At 53.1% G+C, this 655-nt stretch carries 1 protein-coding gene; it reads left to right on the top strand.

Annotated features, from left to right (window positions below; translation table 11 throughout):
* A partial coding sequence (locus tag ACPGUT_RS16085) for an alkane 1-monooxygenase (RefSeq protein ID WP_423993128.1) occupies nt 1–655 on the top strand: 655 nt, incomplete at both ends.

Here is a 655-nt window from a genome sequence, read left to right as displayed (position 1 = left end):
GCCTGAACGAAGCCAATCCAGACGTAACGACCCCCGAGGACGAGCTGACCTGGTATCGCCTGATCACCCTGATTTGGGCACCGCTTCAGTTTGTGATGACCTTTGGTCTGCTGGCCTATGTCACCTATACCGGTCACCTGAATGGCTGGGAAAAGTTCGGATTGTTCATCGGTGTTGGCGTGATGAGCGGGACAATTGGCATTAACTACAGCCACGAATTGATGCACCAAAAGCCCAAGATCGAACGCTGGATGGGGGATATATTGCTGGCACTGGCGCTATATTCCCATTTCCGGTCCGAACATCTGCTGGTGCATCACCGCTATGTTGGCACCCCCAAAGACCCGGTCACAGCCAAATATAACGAAGGGTTCCATCGCTTCTTTATCCGGGTTGTGCCGCAATGTTATCGGTCTGCGTTAACCGCTGAAAAGGCAATGCTGGCCCGGAAAGGTGTTGGGTTCTGGCATGCCTCTAACCCGTTTCTTCGATACTGGGCGCTGCAAACTTGTTTTGTCCTTCTGGCGTTGTTGATCGGCGGTTGGGCTGGGCTGGGCCTGTTCGTGCTGCAAGCTTACGTTGCGATTGTTCAGTTAGAAGTCGTGAACTACGTTGAACACTATGGTCTGACCCGCAAACATCTGGGCGAAGGCAA

It is taken from the genome of Halocynthiibacter sp. (genome assembly GCF_049608145.1).
GTDB lineage: Bacteria > Pseudomonadota > Alphaproteobacteria > Rhodobacterales > Rhodobacteraceae > Halocynthiibacter.
Note: the sequence above shows the minus strand (reverse complement) of the source record. Positions and strands in the feature narration are given on the sequence as shown.